The sequence below is a fragment of the Edwardsiella sp. A.80236 genome, from assembly GCF_044540725.1.
In the GTDB taxonomy this organism is placed as follows: Bacteria; Pseudomonadota; Gammaproteobacteria; order Enterobacterales; family Enterobacteriaceae; genus Edwardsiella; species Edwardsiella tarda.
In genome coordinates, this window is the sequence record NZ_JBIUCY010000009.1 from 23,397 (window position 1) to 47,072 (window position 23,676).

A 23,676-nucleotide genomic window follows, 5' to 3' on the forward strand; every position below is an offset into this window, starting at 1 on the left:
TCATGGCACGCATTATTGTTGTTACATCGGGTAAAGGGGGCGTTGGCAAGACTACATCAAGCGCGGCCATCGCAACCGGACTGGCACAGAAAGGCAAGAAAACCGTTGTTATCGACTTTGACATTGGCCTGCGTAACCTCGATCTGATCATGGGCTGCGAGCGCCGCGTCGTCTATGACTTCGTCAACGTCATCCAGGGGGATGCCACCCTGAACCAGGCGCTGATCAAAGATAAGCGCACCGAGAATCTGTTCATCCTGCCCGCTTCGCAGACGCGCGACAAAGATGCGCTAACCCGTGAAGGGGTAGAGAAGGTCTTGAATGATCTGCAGGCGATGGACTTTGAGTTCATCATCTGCGATTCGCCGGCGGGGATCGAAACCGGGGCGCTGATGGCGCTCTACTTCGCCGATGAGGCAGTCATCACCACTAACCCGGAGGTCTCCTCGGTACGCGACTCCGATCGTATCCTGGGTATCCTCTCCTCCAAGTCCCGCCGGGCGGAGAATGGCGATGAGCCGATCAAAGAACATCTGCTACTCACCCGCTATAATCCCGGGCGTGTCAGCCGTGGCGACATGCTGAGCATGGAGGATGTGCTGGAGATCCTGCGCATTCCGCTGGTCGGGGTGATCCCAGAGAGTCCGTCGGTGCTGCGCGCCTCCAACCAGGGGGAGCCGGTGATCCTGGATAACGAATCCGATGCGGGCCAGGCCTACCGTGATACGGTAGAGCGCCTGATGGGCGAAGAGCGCCAGTTCCGTTTTGTTGAAGAAGAGAAGAAGGGCTTCCTGAAGCGCCTGTTCGGGGGATAAGAGATGGCATTACTTGATTTCTTCCTGTCGCGTAAAAAGACGACAGCCAATATCGCCAAGGAACGGCTACAAATCATCGTCGCGGAGCGGCGCCGGGGCGACAGTGAACCACACTATCTGCCGCAGTTAAAACGCGATTTGTTAGCGGTGATCTGTAAGTATGTACAGATCGATCCAGAAATGGTCAGCGTGCAACTGGAACAGAAAGGGGATGATATTTCAGTATTGGAACTGAATGTCACCTTGCCCGAGAGTGAAGAAGCCGCTAAATGATCGTGGCCCGTCGTTTCCTTATTTTTCGGGGGAACGACTGGATAAATAAACAGATAATTAGGCGTTCCTGGTTTATTATTACTCCGGGAGGCGGGAATAATCTGATTATTGTCGAATGAGGTGAATTGTCTGATAGATAAAATGAGCCAATCGATTTTATCTCACAGACAATAAAGGCAGCGTCACGCTGCCTTTATTATTGCGCCATACCCGCTTATATTTTTTGCAGCAGCGCGTGTAATCCTTCCGCCAGCAACTGGCCGCGCCATCCGCTCAATAGCTCCGGCTGCTCCGCCTTCAAGCCCCAGTGTACGCTAAGTAACTGGTTGATCTGACGGCGTGAGGCGATCAGTTCCGCCGTTAAGCCTCGCTGTTCCGCCACCTGCTGCACCAACGCCTTAATGTGTTTAAACGCCTGCTTATAACCGGCGTGGTCGATCAAGCGTTCGACCATGGGCGGCAGCTGATCGTCGGCCAACGCCGCGCTCTGTGCGACAATCTCCAGCATCGCCTTGCCGTGGTAACGGATCTCCGGGCCGCTGACGCCCAACTCGCTCAGCTCCCCCATCGAGCCAGGCAAGTAGCGCGCCACCTGCCACAAGCTCTCTTCGCGCACCACGAAATTCACCGCCATGTCACGGCTACGCGCCAAGTTCAGACGCCACTCCGCCAACTGTTGCAGACACGCCAGCTGCCGCGGGCGCAACTGCCAGGCATTGGTCATGTCACGGTAGACCTGGCGGGGATCGACCACCTCAGAACGGCGGCGACACAGCGCCTGGCACTCGTCCAACGCCGCCGGTAGCCAACCACAGCCCTCCACCTCGGCCAACAGCTGATGCGCCATCGGCAACAGATAATACACATCCGCCGCCGCGTAGTCGCACTGGCGCTCGCTCAGCGGACGAGCCAACCAATCGGTCCGTGACTCGCTCTTGTCCAACTCGACGCCCAGATAGGCGTTGACCATGGCGGCAAAGCCGCTGGAGAGCGGACGCCCGGTAAAAGCCGCCAGGATCTGTGTGTCGATCAGCGGCTGAGGCAGGGTCTGAAAATCATGCAGGAAGACCTCCAGATCCTCGCTGCCGGCGTGCAGCAGTTTGACGACCTGCGGATTACGCAGCAGATCGACAAACGGCTGCCAGTCGGAGATCGGCAGCGGATCGATCAATGACAGGGTTTCACCGTCATACAGCTGCACTAATCCCAGCTGCGGATAGTAGGTGCGGGTACGGACAAACTCCGTATCCAGCGCGACATAGGGAAACGCGCTGGCGCGCTCGCAGACATCTTGTAGCGCGCTGTTCGATGTAATTAACTGATACTTCAACATAATAATCTCATTCAGGCGCCAGGCTCGCGGCCCGGCGCGGTCGGGTGGCCCAGCATCGCCGCCGGCGCCAAAAACAGTGCGCCGGCGTTGCTGCCGGCGCCCGAGGCAAAAAGCCTGCTGACAGAGTACGCGCCGAGGCTACGGCTTGTCACCTGCTGTCTGCTCCTCGCGCAGTACCCGGCGCAAGATTTTACCCACGTTACTCTTCGGCAGCTCGTTATAGAACACGATCTGTTTCGGCACCTTATAGCCCGTCAGATGACGGCGGCAGTGACTCACCAGTTCATCGCGCGTCAGGCTGGGATCACGCTTGACCACGCACACCTTAACCATCTCACCGGAGCTTTCGCTCGGTACGCCGATGGCCGCACATTCCAGCACCTTGGCGTGCATGGCCACCACCTCTTCGATCTCATTGGGATAGACGTTGAAGCCGGAGACCAGGATCATGTCTTTCTTGCGATCGACGATACGCAGGAAGCCGAGTTCATCCATGGTGCAGACATCGCCGGTCGCCAGCCAGCCGTCACGCATGATCTCATCCGTCGCCTCTGGCCGTTGCCAGTAGCCCCGCATCACCTGCGGGCCGCGTACCTGCAACTCGCCCGCCTCGCCCAAGGCTACCTCGCGGCCATCATCATCCACCAGCCTGACCTGGGTCGAGGGCACCGGCAAACCGATGCTGCCACTGTAACGTTTTAGATCGTAAGGGTTACCCGCCACCAGCGGCGAACACTCCGTCAGGCCGTAGCCCTCCAGTAAATGATGCCCGGTCAGCTTTTCCCAACGCTCGGCCACCGCCTTCTGCACCGGCATGCCACCACCGACCGATAGCCGCAGCGACGAGAAGTCCAGCTCGCGAAAATCCTCGTTGTGCAGCAAGGCATTGAAAAGGGTGTTCACGCCGGTCAGCGCGGTGAAGGGGTAACGACTCAACTCCCGTACCATGCCCGGAATGTCACGCGGGTTGGTGATCAGTAGGTTGCGCCCCCCCATCTCGATAAACAGCAGACAATTCACCGTCAGGGCGAAGACGTGGTACAGCGGCAGCGCCGTCACCACCATCTCTTGTCCGCGCTTCAGTAACGGCCCATAGGCCGCTTTGGCCTGCTCCAGATTGGCCTGCATGTTACGGTGCGTGAGCATCGCGCCCTTGGCGACGCCCGTGGTACCGCCGGTATATTGCAGGAAGGCCAGATCGTCGTTGACGATGTCCGGCTTGACGTACTGCATGCGTCGCCCACGTTGCAACACCCGACGGAAAGAGATGGCGTCCGGCAGGTTATATTTGGGTACCAGGCGCTTGATGTACTTGACCACGAAATTAACCAGCGTCCCCTTGGCCGCCGGTAACTGATCCCCCATGCGCGTCAGGATCACATGGCGCACCTGAGTCGAATACACCACCTTCTCCAGGGTGTGGGCGAAGTTGGAGACGATGACGATGGCGCTGGCACCGCTGTCGTTCAGCTGATGCTCCAGTTCGCGCGGGGTATACAACGGGTTGACGTTCACCGCCACCATCCCGGCGCGCAGGATGCCAAACAAGGCGATGGGGTACTGCAACAGGTTGGGCATCATCAACGCCACGCGATCGCCCTTCTGCAAGCCGAGGCCGTTTTGCAGGTAGGCGGCAAAGGCGCGACTGCGCTCCTCCAGCTTGCGGAAGGTCATCACCTGCCCCATATTGATGAACGCAGGCTGATCCGCATAACGCGCGACGGCGTGTTCAAACATCTCCACCAACGACGCGTAATGGTCCGGATCGATCTCCGCCGGCACATCCTCCGGATAGCGTTTAAGCCAAACCTTTTCCAAGGTGCTTCTCCCTTGTCTCTTATCTGTGTGAGGGGATGACGATCGTCGCCCGTGGCGAGGCGGCGAGAGCCGACCCGTGGCGTGCGATCGCCGTCGTGAATATGCCCTCCTGGCATTAAAAACAAATAACCCCGCAGGGCGGGGTTGCTTTGTTAAGTGCCGCGCGACCTCGTGCAAACGAGGCGCCTGCGCGGCAGCGCGCCATTTTATACCCGAAGCGGCGCGATGGCACCTAAATCTCCCCATGATGAGGCAGTTTGCCCGCTTTTAATCCACGGCTGGCCACGCTTTGCGCAGCGCATGAGCGGTCAGCCTTGTGGGACCACCACGTTTTCGATGCGTGCGGGCATCGGCGGACCCCATCCCCACCCAGGGCCGAAACCTGGCCCCCAGTAAGGGCCGCGCCAGTAAGGATCATAGCCCCATGGCGCGAGGCCTAACGGCTGCGGTGGCATGATCACCTGCTGATCGACCTGCCAACGCTGGTAACCGGTGATATCCAGGGTCACGAAGGTATACGGCGTCTGGCCGATCTTACCCGCGACGCTGCCCGTCAGCGGGCCGACCACGGTGACTAACTGGTGATTAAAGTTGACCGGGTCCAAGAAGTTCACGCTCTTGGCCAGGATGCGCCCCTGGGCCGCCTGACCGAGGATCGGGCGCGCCGCGTCATCCAGCGGCATCACGGCGATCTCCAGGTAGCTGGCCTCTTTCTTGTTGGTCACGCTGACCACCATACCGCCGAAACGCGCCTCCTGGCCGACATACAGATCGGGCGCATTATGCACCGCCACGAAGTTCTGCTGCGGCGTCGGCGAGGTACCACGCACCGATTCCGGCACACTCACGCAGCCAGCCAGCAGCCCCATTAATCCGACGACGCCCGCCGCCGCGATAGCCCTTATTATTCGCCGACTCATCTCACCCTCCGTTAACCCGGCCCCATACCTGCCGGGCAGATCTCGTGACTAGCCAGTTAGACTCGCGTCCCGCGGGCGGGTTCCCGCCGCCTGGTCGCTTAATCGCGTCCCGGCAGCTTTTTCCAGGTCACCTCGTTGCGCAGGTAAACCGGTTGCGCCTGCTCGACCGCCAGCGCCGCCCCCGCCTGCCAGGCTTGCAGCGCCAACGGCAGCATATCCTCGGCATGCGGTAAGCGTATCTGCCCATCACGTAGCGACAGGCCGCTGGCCGCCGCCATATCCGGATAGGTCTGCCAGCCGGTACCGACGGTAGCCCACTCGCCCTGCAAGGCGGCCAGACGCGCGGCCGCTTGCTGCGGGCTGAGTACCGCCTCGCTGTCCTCACCCTGCCAAATACCGTCGACATCGCGCCGGTATTCGCCCCAGTAGACCTCGCCCATGCGCGCATCGATGGCGCTCAGCACCTGACCGGCCGCTCCGACGCGCCAGGCGCCCTGTGCCATGGTCGCCAACGTGGAGACGCCCAGCATCGGCAGATCGGCGCCCAACGCCAACCCCTGAGCGATGCCGACCCCGATACGCACCCCGGTAAAGCTGCCCGGGCCGCGGCCGAAGGCCAGCGCATCCAACTGCGCCAGCGTTAATCCGGCTTCGGCCAGGATCTGCTGCACCATCGGCAGGATACGTTGCGTGTGCTCGCGTGGGCAGAGTTCGAACTGCGCCAGGCTCTCGCCGTTATTCCACAGAGCAACGGAACAGGCTTCCGTTGCGGTATCAATCGCTAAAATTCGCGTGGACATGCCAACCTCGGCAGGAAAATAAATGAGTTACTGATATGGAGAATGATAACACAGCCCCCTAAGGCTGTATTTGTCAATTCTCCGTCGCGCCCTCGGCCTGCGCCGCCGGGGCGGCACGCAGGAAGTCGATGGCTCGCGCCAGATCGCGGGTACGCGGCGCTGGCGGTAGGCTACGCAGAAACACCTCGCCATAGGGGCGCATCACCAGGCGATTATCGCAGATGACGATCACCCCGCGGTCGCGGCTGTCGCGGATCAGGCGCCCGACCCCTTGCTTGAGGGTGATCACCGCATCGGGCAATTGCACCTGGCTAAAGGGGTCGCCGCCGCGTAGTCGGCAATCCTCCATGCGCGCCTTGAGCAAGGGATCGTCCGGCGCGGTGAAGGGTAACTTGTCGATGATGACGCAACTGAGGGCGTCACCGCGCACATCGACCCCCTCCCAGAAGCTGCCCGTCGCCACCAGCAAGGCGTTACCGGCGGCGATAAAGTCGGCCAGCAGGCGCGACTTACCGCTCTCCCCCTGCACCAACACCGGCAAGGTCAAACTGGCACGAAACGCCTGGGCCAGATCGCGCATCATGGCGTGGGAGGTGCAGAGAAAGAAGCAACGCCCGTTGTTGGCCTCAATCAGCGGGCTGAGCATACGCGCCAATTGCACGGCGCCACCGGGCTGATTCGGCGAGGGCAGGAAACGGGGAACACACAACAAGGCCTGATGGGCATAGTCGAACGGGCTGGGCAGCAGCAGGCTGCGCGCCGCCGTCAATCCCAGGCGCTCGCTAAAGTAACCGACCTCCTCCTCCACCGCCAGGGTGGCCGAGGTGAAGATCCAGGCGCCGGGTTTACTTTGTATCACCTCGCGGAACTTCTCCGCCACCGTCAGCGGCGTCAACGCCAGCACGAAGTGGCGCGGGGTACATTCGTACCAATAGCTGTAGCCGGGTTGGCTCACATCGGAGAGCCGTTTCAGCCGATTGCGGTAGAGGGTGGCCCGCTCGAAGGCGGCATCGAGTAACGCCGAACGCCCCAGCGACATCTTCATCACGTCGTAGCACAGCTCGAGGGCATCATCGACCAACAGCAGGGCGCGACGCACCTCGTTCTGCGCCAGGATGTCGCGCAGGTTGCCGCGAAAGCCGGGATCGCCCAGCACGATGCGCAGATCGAGACTGCGTTGCGTCAGCAGATCGGCGCTCTTCTGTAACTGAGCGACATCGCGCAGCTCGGTACGGTAGGCCATGATGATGTCGCGCGCCAGATCCACCAGTTGGCGGCTGGAGAGCTGCTGGCCGAAATATTGGCTGGCGATGTCCGGCACCTGGTGCGCCTCGTCGAAGATGGTCACCTGCGCCTCGGGGATCAGCTCGCCAAAGCCCCCCTCCTTGACCACCAGATCGGCCAGGAACAGATGGTGGTTGACCACCACCACCTGCGCCTCCATCGCCCGCCGCCGCGCCTTGACCACGAAACAGCCCTTGTAGTGTGGGCAGTCACCGCCCAGACAGTTGTCGTTATTGCTGGTCACTAACGGCCAGACCGCGCTCTCCTCCGCCACACCGTGGCACTGGCTGATGTCGCCATCCTCGGTCTGGATCGACCAACTGCGCACCTGCATCAACTCGGCCAACAGCGCCGGGGCCAGCTCGCCCCCGGCCAACGACTGTTGCTCCAGACGCTCGCTGCACAGATAGTTGGCGCGCCCCTTAAGCAGTGCCGTCGCCCCCTGGTAATCCAGCGCCGCCTTCATCAGCGGCAGGTCACGGTTATACAGCTGATCCTGCAATGCCTTGGAGCCGGTCGAGATGATCACCTTCTGGCCACAACGCAGCGCGGGCACCAAGTAGGCGAAGGTCTTGCCGGTTCCGGTGCCCGCCTCCACCACCAATTGTCCCTGGGTGGTGATCGTCTCCGCGACCGCCTGCGCCATCTGGCGTTGCGCCTCGCGGGGGGTGAAGCCGGGTATTTTCTGGGTTAATAGCCCATCGGGGGCAAAATCGTCGGCCACGGCATCTCTCATCTCGGGAATTATAGTGGGGGGATTATGCCAACTCCGTGGCGCAAGCTCCATCGCCATGGGGCTTTATTATCTGACAGACGCACGCATGCGCGGGCGGGAGATCGCCCGCTGGCGACGATTTTGGGTATACTAGCGACACGCCAACAACATGACGAGAAGGGTGAGAAATGTCTATCGAACGTATTAATCCGGAGAAACGCTGGTCGGATGCCACCGTCTTCAACGACACCATCTATTTTACCAGTGTGCCGGAGAATCTGGAGGCCGACGCCACGGCGCAGACCGCCAATGCGCTGGCGGCCATCGACATGCTGCTCGCCCAGTTGGGCAGCGATAAGAGCCGCGTCCTGGATGCCACGATCTTCCTGGCCGATGGCGCGGACTTCGAGGCCATGAATGCCGCCTGGGACGCCTGGGTGGTGCCGGGCAAGGCGCCGGTGCGCTGTACCGTACAGGCCAAACTGATGCACCCGCAGTATCGGGTCGAGATCAAGATCGTCGCCGCCCGCTAACCGGAGGGCCCGCGAATGGGCCACCCTGGCGCTCGCGCCGAGGCCGGCGGGATCATCCCCCTGCCGGCCAGCCGCGAGATAGCCACTAGGCCAGCTTGATCATCACCATGCCGGCCAGCAACAGCGCCAATCCGCACCATCCCTTCACGTTCAAGCGTTGACCGAACAACACCCATCCCGCCGCCATGGTCGCCACGATACCGAAGCCTCCCCATAGGGCGTAGGCCACCGACAGCTCGATCCCTTTCACCGCTTGACTCAAGGCGCCGAAGGCCGCCAGAACCGCCAACAGAGAGAGCACTCCCGGCAAGGGGCGACGAAAACCATCGGACCACTTGAGCAGGATATTGGCACCGATCTCCAGCACCACCGCCGCGCCCAGCCAGACGGCGTGTAACCATTCAAACGGTGACATGTTTCCTCCCCGCCGCCTCATCAGCGTTCGGGCGCGTACCGCTCAAGCCACGTTTCACCGTGCCGGACTTCAACAAGATGATGCCACCCACCAACAGCGCCAACCCCGCAAGCTTGAGCGGGGAGATCGACTCGCCGAACCACAGCACGCTGAACAGGGTGATAAACAGGATACCGATCCCTTCCCACAGGGCATAGGCGACGCCCAGCGCCACGCGTTTAACCGCGAAGGCCAGCAGAATATAGGAGATCGCCACCATCAGTAACATCACAATATTGCCGCCGATGCTGCCGCTGACGCTGGCCCACTTCATCGATAAGGTGCCGATGATTTCGGCGGCGATGGCACAAGCCAAAAAGATCCAATAAATCATAATATTCTCCATTAATTTAGTTTTAGTTATCAGGCCGATATTTTTCTTTAAGTTCTAAAAAATTATTTTTATAAATAAGATGATAGAGAAATTCATCACGCACGGAGTCCGCCGCGAATGCAGAAGATAAATAACCGATAGCCTAATGCCGTCACCCGGCGTGGTGCGATACACACGCGGCGAACAGACGATGGAGAATGACGCTATAGCTCACTACACCAGTGGTACTGACTGGCGATTGTGCAAGAAATGAATAATAGATATGCAGAGGTTTTGATCATCAAACGATTATGCGTTTTCATAGTTGTTTACCCTCTTCCCCCGTACCTGAATCTGGTTGTACGGTTTGTGCAGTGTCCTCCGGTTAGTCATCGTTATATTAGTTGTAGCATAGGCAATTTATTTAAGCAAACCGCCCTTTCCCGTATTTTTCATGGAAAAAATGCCAAAAATAAATAAGTTATCAGATTAAAAAAATAGGGCCACCCCATGGGGATAGCCCTATTCTCCTGCGCCGTCAAGGCGTTAGTCTCATCCCCCTCGGCGCGACGCTGAATAAAGCCAGCGCGCCGGTGGTTAATCATGCAATGGGACGATGAGATTAATCCTTGGCGCCCATCACAGCCTGACGGGCCAGCTCGGTAATGCGCGCGTAGTCACCGCTCGCTAACGCGTCCGCCGGGATCAGCCAAGAACCACCGATGCACAGCACGCTCTTCAGCGCCAGGTAATCCCGGTAGTTGCTCGGCGAGATGCCACCCGTCGGGCAGAAACGGATGTGAGAGAACGGCCCGGCGATAGCCTGCAGCGCCTTCACCCCACCGTTGGCCTCCGCCGGGAAGAATTTGAACTCTTTCAAGCCGTAATCCATCCCCTGCATCAACTCGGATACCGTGCTGATACCCGGAATCAACGGAATCGAACCCGCCGTCGCCGCCTGCAACAGCCCCTCGGTCAGACCCGGGCTGATGGCGAACTGAGCGCCAGCCTCGGTCACTTGGCGCAGCTGCTCGGCGTTAGTCACGGTCCCGGCACCGACGATAGCCTCCGGGACTTCCTGCGCGATCAGGCGGATCGCCTCCAGCGCGCAGTCGGTACGCAGCGTCACTTCCAGTACGCGTACCCCACCGGCGACCAGCGCCTTCGCCAAGGGCACCGCCTGCTCCAGCTGGTTGATCACGATGACCGGCACGACGGGGCCGGCGGTCAGAATGGATTCCGCACTCACTTTCCAGTTGTTCATTGTCGCTTCTCTCCTGATGCCTTTCGGCGGATTAATCAGTGATCCCTTACCGGCACGCCGGCCGACGACGCCTGAAGACAGGCGGGGATCGGTCATAGCGGGGGCGGTCAACACCGCCCCAGCGGGTTAAGCCTGATAAAAGGGGATGCAGCTGGCGCCCTCTTCGGCGCCGGACAGCTGTTCGCGCAACGGATGGAACAGCTCACGCCCCGAGCCATCGTGCAACGCCGAGAGATCCGGCCGCGCCTCGCTACGCGCCGCCAGCTCGGCCTCGTCAACCAGCAGGGTCAAGGTCCCATTACGCCCATCGACGCGCACCCGGTCACCGTCGCGCACCTTGGCCAGCAGGCCACCGGCGTAGGCTTCCGGCGTCACGTGAATGGCGGACGGAACCTTACCGGAAGCGCCGGAGAGACGACCGTCCGTCACCAACGCCACCTTCAAGCCGCGATCCATCAAGACGCCCAGCGGCGGCATCAGCTTATGTAATTCCGGCATGCCGATGGCACGCGGCCCCTGGTAGCGCACCACCACCACGCAGTCGCGATCCAGCTTGCCGGCCTCGAAGGCGGGTAGCACATCGTGCTGGCTTTCGAATACCACCGCCGGGGCCTCGATGATCTGGTTCGCCTCCGGCACCGCCGAGGTCTTCATCACTGCACGTCCTAAGTTACCGGCCAATACCTTGGTGCCACCGTGAGGGGCGAAGGGCGCCTCGATGCTGGCGATCACCTCGGGATCGAACGACTGTTCGGCGCCGGGGCGATAGACCAACTGACCATCCTCCAGGAACGGCTCCTGGGTATAACGGCTCAGGCCATGGCCCGCGACGGTCTCGACCGCTTCATGCAGCAATCCGCCCTTAAGCAGTTCACGCACCAGCACGGCGACACCGCCCGCCGCCTGGAAGTGGTTGATGTCGGCCGGACCGTTCGGGTAGATGCGGCACAATAGCGGCACCACCTCGGAAAGTTCGGAGAAGTCATCCCAGTTGATGATGATGCCCGCGGCGCGCGCCATCGCCACCAGGTGCATGGTCAGGTTGGTGGATCCGCCGGTCGCCAGCAGGGCCACGATACCGTTGACCACCACGCGCTCATCCACCATCCGGCCGATCGGCAGGTAGTTACCGCTGCTCTCCGTCATGCGCGTCACCTGGCGAGCCGCCGCATCGGTCAGGGCGTGGCGTAGCGCGGTATCCGGCTGGACGAAGGAGGAGCCCGGCAGATGCATCCCCATCACCTCCATCACCATCTGGTTAGAGTTGGCGGTTCCGTAGAAGGTACAGGTACCCGGCGCATGGTAGGAGGCGGCTTCCGACTCCAGCAACGCCTCACGCCCGACCTTACCCTCGGCGAACAGTTGGCGGATGCGCACCTTCTCCTTATTCGGCAGGCCGCTGGCCATTGGCCCGGCCGGTACGAACAGGGTCGGCAGATGACCGAAAGACATCGCCGCCATAAACAGCCCCGGAACGATCTTGTCGCAGACCCCCAGGTAGAGCGCGCCGTCGAACATGTTGTGTGACAGCCCGACCGCGGCGGACATGGCAATCACCTCGCGACTCATCAGCGACAGCTCCATGCCGTCCTGCCCCTGAGTCACCCCGTCGCACATCGCCGGCACGCCGCCAGCGACCTGGCCGACCGCGCCGACCTGATGCAACGCCGCCTTGATCTGCTGCGGGTAGCTTTCATAGGGCTGGTGGGCGGAGAGCATATCGTTATAGGCGGTGATGATCGCGATATCGCTCTGGGTCATGCTCTTCAGCGTCGCCTTGTCCTGCTGGGTGCAGGCGGCGAAGCCGTGCGCCAGGTTACCGCACGCCAACTGGGCGCGCTGTACCCGCTTGCTGCGTGCGCGCTCGATCTTGGCCAGATAGGCCGTACGCGCGGCGCGTGAGCGTTCAATAATGCGTTGGGTAACACGTTCTACGGTTGGATTCATTGCAGCCTCATGCCGTCCAGTAGACGTCGACCGGCGTCCGACTCTGTTGAAGTACGGCGCGGATCGGCATCTCATTCACCTCCACACCGCCGACCGCCTGCAGATAGACCTGTCGCTTGGTGTCGCCCACCAGGTGCAGGTAAATCTGCCGGCTGTCCAGCAGCGCCGGGAGTGTGAGGGTTATGCGATCGAGCGGCGCCGTGAGGGGAGTCATCCCCATACACACGCGACCGGAGTCCATCGCGAGAGCCGGAAACAGATTCTCTGCTCCGGGGAAAAGTGATGCGGTATGGCCATCGTCCCCCATACCCAGGATCACCACGTCGAAAGGACGCGGTAGCGCCGCCAGGGCCGCCTCGCTGGCGGCCGCACCGACGAACGGTGTCGCGGCGTCGTTCTTCAGCCCGATGAAACGCGCTGCCGAGGCCGCCCCCTGTAACAGGTGCTCCCGCACCAGACGCTCGTTGCTGGCCTCATCCTGCGGGGCGACCCAGCGTTCGTCGGCCAGGGTAATCGTCACCCGTGACCAATCGAGCGCCTGCTGCGATAGGCAGGCGAACAGCCCCAGCGGGGTACGCCCGCCGGAGACCACCAGGCTGGCTTGGCCGCGAGCGGCGATCCCCTGACGTAGGCGTGCGGCGATGTCATCAGCCAATTGTTCGTTCAGCGCCTGCGCGCCCTGTACTTCGTTAAAGGTTACCATCGTCTCTCCTCCTCTCTCATTGCGGGGCCACTCCGCCCCGCCCTGGCTGCTTAGAACTCGTTCCAGCAGCGGCCATCACGCGTAATCAAGGCCACAGAGGAGACGGGCCCCAGCGTGCCTGCCTGATAGGGCTTCGGCGCATCGTTATCGTCGGCCCAGGCGGTCATGATGGAATCGACCCATTTCCAGGCCTCCTCCACCTCATCGCGCCGTACGAACAGCGCTTGAATGCCGCGCATCGCCTCCAGCAGCAGGCGCTCATAGGCATCTGCCAGATGCTCCTGATGGAAGGTATCGGAGAAGCTCAGATCCAGCTTGGTGGTCTGCAGGCGGTGCTTATGCTCCAGCCCCGGTACCTTGTTGAGGATGTCGATCTGCACCCCCTCATCCGGTTGCAGACGGATGGTCAGTTTGTTCTGCGGCAACGCCTGGTAGGAGTCGCTAAACAGGTTGAGCGGTGGGTTCTTAAAGTAGACCACCACCTCGGAACACTTATTCGGCAGACGCTTACCGGTACGCAGGTAGAACGGCACACCGGCCCAACGCCAGTTGTCGATGTCGGCGCGAATGGCGATGAAGGTCTCGGTGTTGCTGCTCTTGTTCGCACCCTCCTCCTCCAGGTAGCCCGGCACCTTCTTCCCTTGGACGAAGCCGGCGGTGTACTGGCCACGCACCGTGGTCTCACGCACGTTGCTGTGATCGATGCGACGCAGGGAGCGCAAGACCTTCACCTTCTCATCACGGATACGATCGGTGGAGAGATCCGCCGGCGGATCCATGGCGATCATCGTCAGGATCTGCAGCAGATGGTTCTGCACCATGTCGCGCATCTGGCCCGCCTGATCGAAGTAACCCCAGCGCCCTTCGATGCCTACCTCTTCCGCCACGGTGATCTGCACGTGGTCGATCATGCTGTTGTCCCAGTTATTGGCGAACAACGCGTTGGCGAAGCGCAGCGCCAAGAGGTTCAGCACTGTCTCTTTGCCCAGGTAATGGTCGATACGATAGACCTGGTTCTCGTCGAAATAATGCGCCACCTGATCGTTGATCGCCCGTGATGAGGCCAGATCGGTACCCAGCGGCTTCTCCATCACGATGCGACTCGGCTGACGGTTCATTCCGGCATGGCCCAATCCTTGGCAGATGGCGCCGAAGGTGCTGGGCGGCATGGCGAAGTAGTTGAGGGTGACACGCTGCTGCGGGTCGACCATCTTGGCCAGACGCTGGAAGTGATCCGTATCGTTGACATCCAGGTTACAGAAATCGAGGCGCGCACTCAGACGCTGCCACAGCGCCTCATCCAGGCTCTCCTTCAAAAAGGTATCCAATGCCTCGCGTACCACCTCGCGATAGGCCTCGGCATCCCACTCGGCACGCCCGACGCCGATGATGCGCGTCTCGGGATGGATATGTCCCGCCTTCTCCAACTGATACAGGGAAGGCAACAATTTACGTCGCGCCAGGTCGCCCTTGGCGCCAAAAATAACCAGGTCGCAAGCCTGTGCCGTTGACGTTACCGCCATATCTCTCTCCTCGTGCAGGTTACTTGTAATTTTTTTACAGAATCAGATTAATGATACTGATTGTAGCGAGAAAAACGGCTTCCGAGGCATGCTTTACTACACCGTTAATGCGGAAAGCAGCCTATGCGCCACCTCACTCAGCCATGCGACCGACCTTCTATGTAATTTTCTACCAAATTTGTAGAAAAATTACCATGCCGAAAGTTAGACACAGGTCATACATTGCAAAAAAAGGCCGTTCTCCGCCGCAGATGGACTGCAAAGCCGTCATCGCTCGTTGTATATTTTCAACAAACGTTGATAGATTTCTCTTTTATATGAAATCGCCTAACCCGATGAGTGGCCCTCTCCTATGAATACGCTGGAAAAAATCCAGGCAAGTCTGGATCAGCTGAGCAAATCCGAACGCAAAGTCGCCGAGGTCATCCTGGCCGCACCACAGACGGCTATCCACTCTAGCATTGCCACCCTGGCGAAGATGGCTGACGTCAGTGAACCTACGGTAAACCGCTTTTGCCGCCGCCTGGAAACAAAAGGGTTTCCAGATTTTAAATTGCATCTGGCACAAAGCCTTGCCAACGGCACCCCCTACGTAAACCGCAACGTCGAAGAGAGCGACAGCGTCGATGCCTATACCAGCAAGATCTTCGAGTCGGCAATGGCCGGGCTGGAGATGGCGAAGAATCATCTGGATATGGCGACCATCAATCGCGCCGTCGATCTGCTGACCCAGGCAAAGAAAATTTCTTTCTTCGGCTTGGGTGCCTCCGCCGCCGTCGCCCACGATGCGATGAATAAGTTTTTCCGTTTCAACATTCCAGTGGTCTACTTCGACGACATCGTCATGCAGCGTATGAGCTGTATGAACTCCAATGAGGGCGATGTGGTGGTGTTGATCTCCCATACCGGGCGTACCAAGAGTCTGGTGGAGATGGCCCATCTGGCGCGTGAAAACGACGCCACGGTGATCGCCATCACCTCGCTCGGTACCCCGCTGGCCCAGGAGGCCAACCTCGCCCTGCTGTTGGATGTGCCGGAGGATACCGATGTCTATATGCCGATGGTCTCGCGTCTGGCGCAGCTGACGCTGGTCGATGCCCTGGCGACCGGCTTTACCCTGCGCCGAGGGGCGAAATTCCGGGATAACTTGAAGCGGGTCAAGGAAGCCTTGAAAGAATCGCGCTTTGATAAGGAGCTATCCTTTCCCTCTCCCATCGAGTGAGGGTATGGCCTGGCTTTCCGTTAGCAGGCTGGTTCTAAATACTGGGTGCCGGTCGGTCGAGATCGACTCAATCGGTGTCCCCCGCAGGCGCTCGCCGCCTGTGGACTACCCGGGCGAGATGTGGCGGCACTGACCGTTATATTTGCCCACCGTTGTATTGGCAACACCAATGCTTCACATGTCAATGGAGTTATGCATGTCCAGACGGCTTAGAAGAACCAAAATCGTTACCACGCTTGGCCCGGCCACCGACCGCGACAATAATCTGGAAAAGATTATCTCCGCCGGCGCGAACGTGGTGCGTCTTAACTTTTCACACGGTAGCGCAGAGGACCATCAGCTGCGTGCGAACAAAGTTCGGGAAATCGCCGCCAAACTCGGGCGTCATGTCGCCATTCTCGGTGATCTACAGGGTCCCAAGATTCGAGTATCCACCTTTAAGGAAGGCAAGGTATTCCTCAACGTGGGGGATAAGTTCCTACTGGATGCCACCCTGGATAAGGGCGAAGGCGATAAAGAAAAAGTTGGTATCGACTATAAACGTCTACCGGAAGATGTGGTGCCGGGCGACATTCTGCTGCTCGACGATGGGCGGGTGCAACTGAAGGTCCTCTCCGTACAAGAGAATAAGGTCTTCACCGAAGTGACCGTCGGTGGCCCGCTCTCTAACAACAAGGGGATCAACAAACTGGGCGGGGGACTTTCCGCCGATGCCCTGACGGAAAAAGATAAGGCCGACATCCTGACCGCCGCGCAGATCGGCGTCGATTATCTGGCCGTCTCCTTCCCGCGTTGTGGCGAGGATCTGAACTACGCCCGCCGTCTGGCGCGCGATGCCGGCTGCGAAGCGAAAATCGTCGCCAAGGTAGAGCGCGCCGAGACCGTTGCCAGCGAAGAGGCGATGGATGACATCATCTTAGCCGCCGACGTGGTGATGGTTGCCCGTGGCGATCTGGGCGTCGAAATCGGCGATCCGGAGCTGGTAGGCATTCAGAAGGCCCTGATCCGCCGTGCGCGCAAGCTGAATCGCGTGGTGATCACCGCCACCCAGATGATGGAGTCGATGATCACCAACCCGATGCCGACCCGTGCCGAGGTGATGGACGTCGCCAACGCCGTGCTCGATGGCACCGATGCGGTGATGCTCTCCGCCGAGACCGCCGCCGGTCAATATCCGGCCGAAACGGTGGCCGCGATGGCGCGTGTTTGCCTGGGGGCGGAGAAGATCCCCAGCATTAACATCTCCAAACACCGCTTAGACGCGCAGTTCGACAACACGGAAGAGGCCGTGGCGATGTCGGCCATGTACGCCGCCAACCACCTCAAGGGGGTGGCCGCCATCATCGCGATGACCGAGTCCGGCCGCACCGCATTGATGATGTCCCGCATCAGCTCTGGCCTGCCGATCTTCGCCATGTCACGCCATGAGCGTACCCTGAACCTGACCGCCTTGTATCGTGGCGTGACGCCGGTTCACTTCGATAGCCAATGTGACGGCATCGCCGCCGCACAAGCTGCCGCGAATCTGCTGCGCGATAAAGGCTTCTTAGTCTCTGGCGATCTGGTGATCGTCACCCAGGGCGATCAGATGGGCACCATCGGCAGCACCAATACCTGCCGAACCCTACGGGTCGAGTAACGCACCCTCTCGCAACGGGGGCGCCCATGGCGCCCCCTTTTTTTCATCCCGATCCTGAGCGGCGCCTTATAGGGTCAGCACGATAAACAACGCCATCCCCGCCAATACCCCAGAAAATGCCTGACGCTGATGGCTATCACTCACCCGACGCCGTAACTGCATCGCCAACGGTTGGGTCAATAGCGCGCACGCGAACACCGGTAACACCACACTCAGATTGACATAGCCGAACTGCCAGGCCCCTGGCAAGACCGCGCCAAGCGGTGGGGTGCGTAACAGATAGCTGGTGACGGTAACCGCGCTACCCAGCAGCAGCAACCAGTTGCAATACAGGGCGATACGTTGACGTGGAATCGAAGGCAACAGAGCCAGTAACGGCGCCAGCACCGACCCGCCCCCCAAGCCGGTAATGCCCGCGACCGTGCCCCCCGCCAGACACAGGCCAATGCCATAGTTACGGGTACGTGGCGGGGACATCACCGTCGTCGTTGAGCTCGCCGCACAACGCAGGTTACGCCAAGCCATCAGTAGCAGGATGGCGGCGAAGATCAGCAGAATCGCCCGTCCAGGCAACAGGAAGCTGATGTGCACCCCCAGTTGCATGCCGGCGCTTACCGCCAATGCCCAGCCGATCAGCAGGCGGGGATCGGGACGCAATTGCTGCCGCCAAAAGGCTAACACGTTGATTAACGCCGTCAGCATCACCACACTCAGCGAGGTGGCGGCCAGCAGTTGCACCTCACACGCGGGAAACAACACATGCAGCACCGGCACCAGCACGATACCGCCCCCCAGCCCAAACAGCGCGGAAAGCAGACTGGTCAACGCCCCGCACAGGCAGAGTAACGCAATAATTCCCAGGCTCATCCGGTTACCTTCGTTTCTTACGCTGGCCGGACACGTCGCTTACGGCGCTGCCTCTCACGACGAGCCGGTGTCGCGCGACTACAAATCCTGACGGCAGTAAGGCTCAATCTCCCCCGGCCGACGGGTCTTCAACAGTTTTAAGATCCAGGTGTACTGCTCCGGATGCGACTCCATCAGCAGCTCCACCTCCTGATTCATCCGCCGGGCGATATAGGCATCATCTTGCCCGGCGATATCATCCATCGGCGGACGCAGGTAGATATCCAAGCGGCTCCGGTCGCCATCATACACCGGGAACAAGGGGATAACGCGCGCCCGGCACAGCTTCATCAAGCGTCCGATGGCTGGCAGCGTGGCCTTGTAGGTGGCGAAGAAATCGACGAACTCGCTGTGCTCGGCACCATGATCCTGGTCGGGCAGATAGTAGCCCCAATACCCCTTCCGCACCGAGCTGATAAACGGTTTAATGCCATCGTTGCGCGCATGCAGGCGACCACCGAAGCGGCGACGCGCCCAGTTCCAGAGGTAATCGACCAGGGGATTCTTCTGGTTATGGAACATGGCGGCCATCGGCTGCCCCCCCGCCGCCAGCAACATCGCCGGCAGATCGACCGCCCAGCCATGGGGCACCAGGAAGATGACATTCTCCCCCTGTTCACGCGCACGCTCGATGATCTCCGCGCCATGCCAATGGGTATGGCGCAGCAGACGGCGCGGGCCACGCAGGGTCAGTTCGGCCATCAGCAGCATCGACTGACCGGCGCGGGCAAACATCGTGTCGATGGTCTCCTCGCGCTGGCGTTCGCTCCATAAGGGAAAGCAGAGCATCAGGTTGATACGCGCCCGACGCCGCGCGCCTGAGGCCAGGCGCCCCGCCAACCGCCCGACAGCGCCGATCAGGCGATCGCGTAGGCGCAGCGGTAAGTAGGCCATCAGGGCCATCAGGCTGACCCCTAACCAGACTCCCCAATAGCGAGGATGTAAGAAGGCGGCGCGAAAACGCGGGATAAACTCAACGTTCGATTTAGTCTCTGTTTCCATCAATGGGCTCTTTTGTGATATCCGCACGGTGATCCGGGCGGATGGCGGAAAATTGTAATCATTTGGCCGGCAAAAAAAAACCGTTGCCGTCTGCCGGGATGTCCGCTCAGCGTGCCGGCATGCTGCCAAACCGACGAACGGCGGCCTCGAAACAACAAAAAGCCCGCCGAAGCGGGCTTGACTGCGCATCGGTGGCTTAGGCCCCCGCTCAGTCCAGTTGCAGTTGCGGTACCACCTCGCGCGCCTGCGCCAGGAAGGCCGTACGCTCTTTGCCGGTCAACGCATCGGAGCGTGGCAGTTTCACCGTCAACGGGTTCACCGCCTGGTTGTTGACCCAAAACTCGTAATGCAGATGCGGGCCCGTCGAGCGGCCGGTGTTGCCCGACAGGGCGACACGATCGCCGCGTTTCACCTTCTGCCCCGGTTTCACCAGGATGGTCTTCAGATGCATAAAGCGCGTGGTGTATTGACGACCGTGACGGATCACCACGTAGTTACCGGCGGCGCCGCTACGCTTGGCGATCACCACTTCGCCGTCGCCCACCGCCAACACCGGCGTACCGACTGGCATGGCAAAATCGACCCCCTTATGGGGCGCGACGCGTCCCGTCACCGGATTGAGGCGATGCGGGTTAAAGTTAGAGCTGATGCGGAAGTGTTTACTGGTCGGATAACGCATGAAGCCCTTGGCCAACCCCCCGCCCTGACGATCGTAGTATTTGCCATCTTCGCCACGAATGGCGTAGTAGTCCTTGTCGCCACTGCGCAGACGCACGCCGAGGATCTGACTCTGCGCACTCTTGCCATCCAGCATCTCACGAGATAGCAGCACCGAGAAGCGATCGCCCTTCTGCAGCTTACGGAAATCCATCTGCCACTGTAACGCCTTGATCACGGTGTTGATTTCATTACGATTCAGGCCAGCCGCCTGCGCGCTGGCGACGAAGCTGCCGTTGAGCGTACCGGTGATCACCCGGTTCTTCCACTCCCCCTGCTGGTTCTCTACCGTCTCTTTATAGCTGCCATCGCTCAGCTGGTAGACCCGCGTCTCACGACGCGAGACGTCCCAAGTCAGTTTCTGCAGGGCGCCATCGTCGTTGATCTCCCACGTCAGCGTCTGACCGACGTTCAGGTTACGCAGGGCGGGATATTGCTTCGCCAACGCCGAGACGGTAGACATGTCGACGCCATACTGGGTCAGAATGCTGCCCAGCGTATCACCGCTGGAAACGACATAGTCATGGCTGTTGCCGGCGTCGCTGCCATCGTCGATCTCATCCTTGGGCACGTCGTCTTCTGGCGCCGGCTGGTCGAGGGGTTCGCTGGCCTCAGGGGACAACGCCGTGAGCGACTGAGTCTCCAGTTGTACACTCTTGGCGACCTCACCCTCGACCAGGCGAGGATGAGAGACGAAAGGCTGCCAGATGGCGACAGCCAGGGTAACGACGCTCAGGGACCCCAACATGACACGATGGGGCCGGGGCAGATTACTGTATGCCTGAGCGATAGAACGCGCTATCTGCTGCACTCGGTTTTCCTCTTAATCTCCCTTCAGGCAGCTAGAATACTGGTGCGCCAGTGTGGTCAAGAAGACCTGATAACTGTCCGCACTCAGGGGGATCGCGCTCCCTAGGGGATCAAGTGTACCCTGCCGGACAGGGGTCCCCTGCGCAATCGCCGAGATGACTGCTGGCCTGAACTGTGGCTCAGCAAAAACGCAAACCGCTTTTTGCTCAACCAACTGTGTTCGAATTTGATGTAAGCGCCGTGCGCCAGGCTGGATCTCGGGATTGACGGTGAAATGCCCCAACGGGGTCAGGCCAAAAGCATTCTCGAAGTAACCATAGGCGTCGTGGAAGACAAAATAACCTTTACCTTGCACGGGCCGCAGCATCATAGCAACTTTCGTTTGTGTCTGCTCGAGTTGTTGCTCGAATTTACGTAGGTTGACATCCAGTTTCTCGCGATTTTGTGGGCTTTGTTGCACTAATCGGTCGTGGATGGCGATCGCTACCTGTTTGGCGATGGCCGGAGAGAGCCAGATATGCATATTATACTGGCCATGATCATCGGTATGATCGGCCGCTAAGCCAGTCTGGGCGCCATTTGTAACAATATATGACTCGGCAGATTCGGATTTTTCCGCGTGCTTTTCACTCTGCGAACTATGATGATCATGATCATCATCATCTCCCTCGATCAGCTGACTCCGCACGGTCGGCAGCGTGCTGAGAGAGAGATTTTTGCTTTTTTCTAGCTGTTGGGTTGGTTTAACCAAAAAACTCTCCATTTCTGGCCCTATCCATACCACCAGGTCGGCGTCACGCAATCGTTTGATATCGGATGGCTTCAGCGCATAGTCATGCGGTGAGGCACCGTCAGGCAGCAACACCTGCGTCGGCATCACCCCATCGGCGATCGCCGCAGCGATAAAACCCAATGGGCGAATCGAGGTGACCACATCGGCTCGTGCGCTACCGACCAGCGCGCATACCGACAGTGCGGAAGCAATCAGCGTGCGTTTAACTATATTGTTTTGCGATATCATGAGAAAATTTCCTGGGAAACGTACGAAGAAACGTTATATTATAACATTCCATTTATAGTGCAATACGCCGTAACCATGTCACAACCAGATAATCATCCCTTGGTCACCCTTCAGCACATCGCCGTCCGCTTCGGCACCCGCGATGTGCTGGATAATGTCTCCCTGACGCTACGGCGTGGGCGCATCCTGACGCTGCTCGGCCCCAACGGCGCCGGTAAGTCCACCCTGGTGCGCGTCGTGCTGGGGTTGGTCGCCCCGACGCGTGGCGAGCGCATTACCCGCCCCGGGCTAACCATTGGCTACGTACCGCAGAAGCTGCACCTGGACGCGACTCTCCCGCTGACGGTAGAGCGCTTTATGCGCCTGCGTCCCGGCGTCAAACGTCAGGATGTGTTGCCGGCGCTGCAACGGGTGCAGGCCGCCCATCTGCTGACTCAGCCGATGCAGAAACTCTCCGGCGGCGAGAATCAGCGCGTCCTACTGGCGCGCGCCCTGCTCAACACCCCGGATCTATTGGTGTTGGACGAGCCTACCGCCGGCGTCGACGTCAACGGCCAGTTGGCGCTGTATGATCTGATCGACCGCCTACGCCACGAGCTGAATTGCGCGGTGCTGATGGTTTCCCACGATCTGCATCTGGTGATGGCTAAGACCGACGATGTGCTGTGCCTGAACCAACACATCTGCTGTTCCGGTACTCCACAGGCCGTGGCCAATCACCCCCAGTTTATCGCGCTGTTTGGTAACCGTGGCGCCCAGCAGCTGGCGCTCTACCAGCACCATCACAACCACCGCCACGATCTGTGCGGCAAGGTGATCCTCAAGAGCCGCACGGGAGAGGCCGATGATTGAGTTGTTGTTGCCCGGCTGGCTAGCCGGTGCCCTGTTAGCGTTGGCGGCCGGGCCTCTGGGTTCGTTTGTCGTCTGGCGACGCATGTCCTACTTTGGCGACACCCTGGCGCATGCCTCGCTGCTCGGCGTCGCCTTCGGTCTGCTGCTCGACGTCAACCCCTTCTATGCGGTGATCGCCGTGACGCTGGTGTTGGCCTGTGCCCTGGTGTGGCTGGAGCGCCGTCCGCAGCTCGCGGTCGATACCCTGCTGGGTATCATGGCGCACAGCGCGCTCTCCCTCGGCCTGGTGGTAGTGGCGTTGATGTCTAACGTGCGCGTCGATCTGATGGCTTACCTGTTCGGCGATCTGTTGGCGGTTACCTACCAGGATGTGGTGCTGATCGCCATCGGCGTGGTGCTGGTACTGGCGCTGCTGCTATGGCAATGGCGCGCCCTGTTGTCGATGACCATCAGCCCCGATCTGGCGCATGTCGATGGCGTGCCGCTCGGGCGTACCAAGCTGCTGCTGATGCTGACCACCGCGCTGACCATCGGGCTGGCGATGAAGTTTGTCGGCGCGTTGATCATCACCTCGCTACTGATCATCCCGGCGGCGACGGCACGCCGTTTCGCCCGTACCCCCGAGCAGATGGCGACGGGCGCAGTACTGGTGGGTTGGCTGGCCATCAGCGGCGGTCTGGCCCTCTCCGCCTGGTATGACACCCCGGCCGGGCCCTCGGTGGTACTGTGTGCCGCCTTCCTATTTATGCTGAGTCTGAGCCGACGTCAGGCCGCCTGATCCCCCAGATAAAAAAAATCCCGCAGCCAGCTGC

At 60.2% G+C, this 23,676-nt stretch carries 22 protein-coding genes; 7 read left to right on the top strand and 15 right to left on the bottom strand.

The features are described 5' to 3' along the window. The first annotated feature begins 2 nt into the window (after positions 1-2). Together minD and minE are read left to right on the top strand one after the other, a co-directional pair. Complete coding sequence (gene minD / locus ACEQFP_RS09255) at positions 3-815, top strand: septum site-determining protein MinD (RefSeq protein WP_005284977.1); 813 nt, start codon at positions 3-5, stop codon at positions 813-815. Positions 816-818: 3 nt separating this feature from the next. Continuing rightward, on the top strand, positions 819-1,088 hold the full coding sequence (gene minE / locus ACEQFP_RS09260) for a cell division topological specificity factor MinE (RefSeq protein ID WP_005284974.1): 270 nt from the start codon (positions 819-821) through the stop codon (positions 1,086-1,088). 214 nt (positions 1,089-1,302) lie between these two features. On the opposite strand, the gene rnd is transcribed toward minE, so the two are convergent. The 5 genes from rnd to ACEQFP_RS09285 form a co-directional block, all read right to left on the bottom strand. Further along, positions 1,303-2,418 carry a ribonuclease D gene (gene rnd / locus ACEQFP_RS09265; RefSeq protein ID WP_035594887.1) on the bottom strand — a complete coding sequence of 372 codons (1,116 nt, stop codon included), beginning with the start codon at positions 2,416-2,418 and terminating at the stop codon, positions 1,303-1,305. Between the two features lie 141 nt (positions 2,419-2,559). Next, on the bottom strand, positions 2,560-4,239 hold the full coding sequence (gene fadD, locus ACEQFP_RS09270) for a long-chain-fatty-acid--CoA ligase FadD (RefSeq protein ID WP_005293178.1): 1,680 nt from the start codon (positions 4,237-4,239) through the stop codon (positions 2,560-2,562). Positions 4,240-4,547: 308 nt separating this feature from the next. Continuing rightward, positions 4,548-5,159 (bottom strand): Slp family lipoprotein, encoded by a 612-nt coding sequence (locus tag ACEQFP_RS09275; protein WP_005284963.1) that lies wholly within the window; start codon positions 5,157-5,159, stop codon positions 4,548-4,550. 98 nt (positions 5,160-5,257) lie between these two features. Beyond that, positions 5,258-5,959, bottom strand: coding sequence for a tRNA (adenosine(37)-N6)-threonylcarbamoyltransferase complex dimerization subunit type 1 TsaB (gene tsaB, locus ACEQFP_RS09280; RefSeq protein ID WP_035596777.1), 702 nt, complete (start codon positions 5,957-5,959; stop codon positions 5,258-5,260). A gap of 73 nt (positions 5,960-6,032) precedes the next feature. Then, entirely contained in the window at positions 6,033-7,967 is a 1,935-nt protein-coding gene (locus ACEQFP_RS09285) for an ATP-dependent DNA helicase (RefSeq protein WP_035605007.1), read from the bottom strand. 179 nt (positions 7,968-8,146) lie between these two features. Here ACEQFP_RS09285 and ACEQFP_RS09290 point away from each other — a divergent pair, with 179 nt between their 5' ends. Continuing rightward, positions 8,147-8,491 carry a RidA family protein gene (locus ACEQFP_RS09290; protein WP_005284952.1) on the top strand — a complete coding sequence of 115 codons (345 nt, stop codon included), beginning with the start codon at positions 8,147-8,149 and terminating at the stop codon, positions 8,489-8,491. Positions 8,492-8,576: 85 nt separating this feature from the next. Here ACEQFP_RS09290 and mdtI read toward each other — a convergent pair whose 3' ends face one another. From mdtI to zwf, 6 genes are all read right to left on the bottom strand, one after another. Beyond that, positions 8,577-8,906, bottom strand: a complete 330-nt coding sequence (gene mdtI, locus ACEQFP_RS09295; RefSeq protein ID WP_005284950.1) for a multidrug/spermidine efflux SMR transporter subunit MdtI — start codon at positions 8,904-8,906, stop codon at positions 8,577-8,579. Next, positions 8,893-9,279 carry a multidrug/spermidine efflux SMR transporter subunit MdtJ gene (mdtJ, locus tag ACEQFP_RS09300; protein WP_035596771.1) on the bottom strand — a complete coding sequence of 129 codons (387 nt, stop codon included), beginning with the start codon at positions 9,277-9,279 and terminating at the stop codon, positions 8,893-8,895. The genes mdtI and mdtJ overlap by 14 nt, the downstream gene beginning before the upstream one ends. Before the next feature lie 601 nt (positions 9,280-9,880). Next, positions 9,881-10,522, bottom strand: coding sequence for a bifunctional 4-hydroxy-2-oxoglutarate aldolase/2-dehydro-3-deoxy-phosphogluconate aldolase (locus ACEQFP_RS09305; RefSeq protein ID WP_005284935.1), 642 nt, complete (start codon positions 10,520-10,522; stop codon positions 9,881-9,883). Between the two features lie 126 nt (positions 10,523-10,648). Then, positions 10,649-12,469: a phosphogluconate dehydratase gene (gene edd, locus ACEQFP_RS09310; protein ID WP_005284933.1), complete on the bottom strand. Its 1,821-nt coding sequence runs from the start codon at positions 12,467-12,469 to the stop codon at positions 10,649-10,651. A gap of 7 nt (positions 12,470-12,476) precedes the next feature. Next, on the bottom strand, positions 12,477-13,172 hold the full coding sequence (gene pgl / locus ACEQFP_RS09315) for a 6-phosphogluconolactonase (protein WP_109579127.1): 696 nt from the start codon (positions 13,170-13,172) through the stop codon (positions 12,477-12,479). 50 nt (positions 13,173-13,222) lie between these two features. After that, positions 13,223-14,695, bottom strand: a complete 1,473-nt coding sequence (zwf, locus tag ACEQFP_RS09320) for a glucose-6-phosphate dehydrogenase (protein WP_370546815.1) — start codon at positions 14,693-14,695, stop codon at positions 13,223-13,225. A 352-nt stretch (positions 14,696-15,047) separates the two neighbouring features. Between zwf and ACEQFP_RS09325 the strand changes: the two genes are divergently transcribed. Together ACEQFP_RS09325 and pyk are read left to right on the top strand one after the other, a co-directional pair. Further along, entirely contained in the window at positions 15,048-15,917 is an 870-nt protein-coding gene (locus tag ACEQFP_RS09325) for a MurR/RpiR family transcriptional regulator (RefSeq protein WP_005284923.1), read from the top strand. A 196-nt stretch (positions 15,918-16,113) separates the two neighbouring features. Next, the gene (gene pyk / locus ACEQFP_RS09330) at positions 16,114-17,556 is read left to right on the top strand and encodes a pyruvate kinase (protein ID WP_005293163.1); all 1,443 of its coding nucleotides are present in this window, start codon (positions 16,114-16,116) and stop codon (positions 17,554-17,556) included. 66 nt (positions 17,557-17,622) lie between these two features. Here the strand turns inward: pyk and ACEQFP_RS09335 are convergent, their stop codons facing one another. From ACEQFP_RS09335 to znuA, 4 genes are all read right to left on the bottom strand, one after another. Beyond that, complete coding sequence (locus ACEQFP_RS09335; RefSeq protein ID WP_005284916.1) at positions 17,623-18,423, bottom strand: sulfite exporter TauE/SafE family protein; 801 nt, start codon at positions 18,421-18,423, stop codon at positions 17,623-17,625. A gap of 78 nt (positions 18,424-18,501) precedes the next feature. Next, positions 18,502-19,464 carry a lauroyl-Kdo(2)-lipid IV(A) myristoyltransferase gene (lpxM, locus tag ACEQFP_RS09340; RefSeq protein WP_005284912.1) on the bottom strand — a complete coding sequence of 321 codons (963 nt, stop codon included), beginning with the start codon at positions 19,462-19,464 and terminating at the stop codon, positions 18,502-18,504. A gap of 208 nt (positions 19,465-19,672) precedes the next feature. Further along, entirely contained in the window at positions 19,673-20,992 is a 1,320-nt protein-coding gene (mepM, locus tag ACEQFP_RS09345) for a murein DD-endopeptidase MepM (protein WP_005293159.1), read from the bottom strand. Between the two features lie 12 nt (positions 20,993-21,004). Next, positions 21,005-22,012, bottom strand: coding sequence for a zinc ABC transporter substrate-binding protein ZnuA (gene znuA, locus ACEQFP_RS09350; protein WP_370546816.1), 1,008 nt, complete (start codon positions 22,010-22,012; stop codon positions 21,005-21,007). 75 nt (positions 22,013-22,087) lie between these two features. On the opposite strand from znuA, the gene znuC reads away from it, so the two are divergent. Then, complete coding sequence (gene znuC / locus ACEQFP_RS09355; protein WP_005284902.1) at positions 22,088-22,864, top strand: zinc ABC transporter ATP-binding protein ZnuC; 777 nt, start codon at positions 22,088-22,090, stop codon at positions 22,862-22,864. Continuing rightward, positions 22,857-23,642 (top strand): zinc ABC transporter permease subunit ZnuB, encoded by a 786-nt coding sequence (znuB, locus tag ACEQFP_RS09360; protein WP_005284899.1) that lies wholly within the window; start codon positions 22,857-22,859, stop codon positions 23,640-23,642. The genes znuC and znuB overlap by 8 nt, the downstream gene beginning before the upstream one ends. The last annotated feature ends 34 nt before the right edge of the window (positions 23,643-23,676 follow it).